2 protein-coding genes are annotated in these 4,382 nt (G+C 71.4%); both read right to left on the reverse strand.

Going from position 1 to position 4,382, the window contains the following annotated elements; genetic code table 11:
* Nucleotides 1–1,702: type I polyketide synthase (locus ACWGI8_RS40320; protein WP_453668418.1), on the reverse strand; the 1,702-nt coding region annotated here is incomplete at its 3' end.
* 121 nt (nucleotides 1,703–1,823) lie between these two features.
* Nucleotides 1,824–4,382 (reverse strand): SDR family NAD(P)-dependent oxidoreductase (locus ACWGI8_RS40325; protein ID WP_453668419.1); only part of this gene is annotated, 2,559 nt, incomplete at its 5' end.

Below are 4,382 nucleotides of genomic sequence, written 5' to 3' on the forward strand. Positions count from 1 at the left end.
CCACCACCACCGCACGATGCTCAAACCGCGCACGCGACACCGCCAGCGCATACCCCACACCCACCGGAGACAACTCCGACCGCTCCGACCGCTCCGACCGCTCCGACCGCTCCCCAAAGAACGACACCAACCGCCCCGCCTGCGCCCGCAACCCCGCCGCACTCCGCGCCGAAACCACCCACGGCACCACACCCGAACCAACCACCACACCAGAACCCGAACCCAAACCCGAACCCGAACCGGCCACCAAACCAGAATCCGAACCAGAGACCGACTCAGAAACCGACTCAGAAACCGACTCCCCCACAGACTCCGCCGCCGGCGCCTCCTCCAGCACCACATGCGCATTCGTCCCGCTGATACCGAAGGACGAGACGGCGGCCCGGCGCGGATGGTCCAGCTCGGGCCACTCTTGCGACTCGGTGAGCAGGGAGACGGCGCCCGCGCTCCAGTCGACCTTCCGCGACGGCGCGTCCACGTGCAGCGTCCTGGGCAACACACCGTGCCGTAGCGCCTGCACCATCTTGATGACACCGGCCACGCCGGCCGCGGCCTGCGTGTGACCGATGTTCGACTTGACCGACCCCAGCCACAGCGGATTCTCGGCGGGGCGGCCCTGACCATAGGTCGCCAGGATCGCCTGAGCCTCGATCGGGTCACCCAGCGTCGTCCCCGTGCCATGCGCCTCCACCACGTCGACCTGATCGGTGGAGAGTTGCGCGTCGGCGAGCGCGGACATGATGACGCGGCGCTGGGAGGGACCGTTGGGGGCGGTCAGGCCGTTGCTGGCGCCGTCCTGGTTGATGGCGGAACCACGAAGGAGCGCCAGCACCTCGTGCCCGTTGCGCTGGGCGTCCGACAGCCGCTCCAGCAGCAGCATCCCGACGCCCTCGCCCCAGATGGTGCCGTCGGCGGCGTCGGCGAAGGCCTTGTTCCTGCTGTCGGGCGCCAGGCCGCGCTGGCGGCTGAAGTCGGTGAAGTTGTGCGGCGTCGCCAGGATGGTCACGCCGCCGGCCAGCGCGAGGGAGCACTCGCCGCGCAGCAGCCCCTGCTTGGCCAGGTGGAGGGCGACCAGGGAGGAGGAGCAGGCCGTGTCCACGGTCATGGTGGGCCCCTGGAGCCCCAGGCAGTACGCGACGCGCCCGGTGGCGACGCTGCTGACGTTGCCGGTGGAGATGAAGGGCTCGATCTCGGGCGGCACCGTGCTGACGGTCCAGCCGTAGTCGTTGGTGATGACGCCCGCGTACACGCCCGTCGTGGTGCCCTTGAGCGTCGAGGCGTCGATGCCGGCGCGCTCGATCGCCTCCCAGGACGTCTCCAGCAGCAGCCGCTGCTGCGGATCCATTGCGACCGCCTCGCGCGGCGAGATGCCGAAGAACGAAGCGTCGAACTCGTCGGCCGCGTCGACGAAGCCGCCCTGCCGGGCGTACGTGGTGCCCGGCGTGTCGGGGTCGTCGTCAAACAGCCGAGCAAGGTCCCAGCCCCGGTTCGTGGGGAAATCCGCCATGGTGTCGACGCCATCCGCGACGACCCGCCACAGGTCCTCCGGCGTGGCCACCCCGCCGGGGAAGCGGCACGCCATACCGACGACGGCGATCGGCTCGTGCGCCGCCTCCTCCAGCTCTACCAGCCGGTCACGGGTACGTCGCAGCTCGCCGGTGACGAACTTGAGGTTCTCCAGAAGCTTGTCCTCGTGCGCCATCAGCGCACACCACCCCTCAGTGTCTCAACGCCGCGGCTACGCAACGTCTCAAGGTCGGTCGTCAGTCGTTCTCGTCGCGCGGGCCGTTGTTCACGCCGCGCGGGTTGGTGGTGTCGCGCACTCATGCCGAGCCGAACTCCCGCTGGATGATGGCCAGCACCTCGTCGGCCGTCGCGTCACCGAGGTCGTCGGCGTCGTCTTCGGCTCCGGCCGCAGCGCTGCGCATGCTGTTCCACTTGGCCAGCACCGCCTGCAGCCGGGTCGTGATCCGCGACGCGTCGTCGGTGTCGGCGCCGACCCGTCCCATGGCGGACTCCAGCCGGTCCAGTTCGGCCAGCGTGGCGGCCACCGCGCCGCCCCCGTCCCCGGCGCGGTCCTCTACGTCACCGAGCAGCTGCGCACGCAGGAACTCGGCAAGGTCGGCGGGGGTCGGGTAGTCGTAGATCAGGGTCGCGGGGAGGCTGACGCCCGCTTCACGGGTGAGCCTGTTGCGGAGCTCCACCGCGGTCAGAGAGTCGAAGCCCAGCTCGCGGAACGCCCGGTCCGGCTCGATCGTCAGGGTACCGCCGTGCCCCAGCACCGCGGCGACGTGCGAGCGCACCAGCCCGAGCAGCACCTCGTCCTGCTCGTCCGCGGACCGCCCGGTGAGGCGGGCCACCAGCGCCGAAACGCCCGTGTCCGCGCCCGTACCCGTACCCGTACCTGTACCCGCGGCGGTACCCGTCCGTGCCACCCGTCGTGCCCGGCCGCGCACCACCTCGCGAAGCAGCGCTCCCTCTGCGCCCTCCACAGCGCCCAGTGCGGAGGACCGCAGGCCCAGGGCCGCCAGCACGGGCGGCTCGGCACCTGCCGGTGCGGCGGTCACCGCGTCGAAGACGGCGAGGCCCAGCTCTGCGGTCAGTGGTGACATGCCCGCCCGCTTGATGCGGTCGATATCGGCATCGGTCAGGCCACCGGCCATACCCTTGCCGTCGATCTGCTCCCACAGCCCCCACTGCACCGACAACCCAGCCAGCCCAGCCGCACGCCGATACTCGGCCAGCGCATCCAGGAACGTGTTCGCCGCCGCATAGTTCCCCTGCCCCGCATCACCGAACAACCCAGCCGAAGACGAGAACAACACAAACGCCGACAGGTCCATGCCCTGCGTCAGCTCGTGCAGATTCCACGCCGCATCCACCTTCGGACGCAGGACGGTTGCCATCCGCTGGGAGGTGAGGGAGGGGATGGTGCCGTCGTCGAGGACGCCGGCGGTGTGCACAACGCCGGTCAGCGGACGATCGGCCGGAATGCCCTCCAGCACCGCGGCCAGCGCCTCACGGTCAGCGGCATCACAAGCAGCGATCCGCACATCGGCACCCAGCTCCGTCAGCACGGCTGCCAACTCGGCGGCGCCTGGAGCCCGCTCACCACGACGACTGGTCAACACGAGACTCCGCACACCGTGCTCGGCCACCAGATGCCGGGCCACGAGCGACCCCAGACCACCGGTGCCGCCGGTCACCAGCACGGTGCCGGTGCCGAAGCCCGCGCTGCCGCCCGAGCCGACTGTCCCCGCCGCGATCCGGGATCGCCGCAGGCGTCGTACGTACGGCTGGCCGCGCCTGATGGCCAGCTCGGCTTCGGTACGGTCCAGGACGGGGGCCAACGTGTCGTGCGGTGCGTCCAGGCCGTCGAGGTCGATGAGCACGACCCGGCCCGGGTTCTCCGCCTGCGCCGAGCGGACCAGGCCCCACACCGGGGCATGTGCCAGGTCCCGTACCCCTTCGGCTTCCACCGCGACCGCTCCGCGCGTCACGAAGGCCAGCCGCGAGTCAGCGAACCGTTCCTCTGCCAGCCACTCCTGCACCAGGGCGAGGGCCCGGTTCGCGACGGCGTGCGCCTCATCCACCACCGGTCCGCGCTCGGCCGCGTCCGGAGCCAACGGAACGAACACCACCTCGGGCACCGCCCCGTCGGCCGCCGCGCCCCCGGCGAGGGAGGCCAGGTCCGGGTACGCGGGCGCGTCGATACCCACGGTCTTGAGCAGCCCGCTCTCATCCGTGCCCACGACCGCCGTACGGAGCCGGGGCTTGGCCTGCGTCACGACACCGGTCCCGTTGCCGCTGCCGGGTACGCCCTCCGCGGACGCCGTCGAATCGCCGTCCCGCTTCGGCGTCCACTCGGCGCGGAACACCACGTTGTGGAGACCGCTGACCGCACCGGTCACCTCCTCGACAGGCAGTGGCCGCAAGTCCCGCAGCCGCGAGGCCAGCACGAGTGCCCCGGTCTCGTCCGCGGCCGTAAGCTCCACCGCCGCTTCGCCCCGGGGCCCGGGGCCCGGTACGCGCGCGAGCCGCACGCGGAGTGCCGACGCACCGGTCGCGTGCAGCGTGACTCCGTTCCAGCGGTACGGCACCTCGGGCGTACGGTCTGCCTCCGCGTCCTCGACGAGCGCCGCCGACGCATCCTGGGCAGGCAGGGCGACCAGCGCGATGGCGTGCCCGGCAGCGTCGAGGAGGGCGGGGTGGATGCCGAAGCCGTCGGTCGCGGTGCCTTCGGGCAGCGCAACCTCGGCGTAGACCTCGTCGCCAAGTTGCCAGGCAGCCCGCAGCCCCTGGAAGAGGGAACCGTGCAACAGCCCCTGGGCGGCGAAGCCGTCATAGAGAGCGTCCAGTCGAGCATCCGAGACCGGCTCAGC

The organism is Streptomyces sp. NPDC054841 (assembly GCF_053611045.1).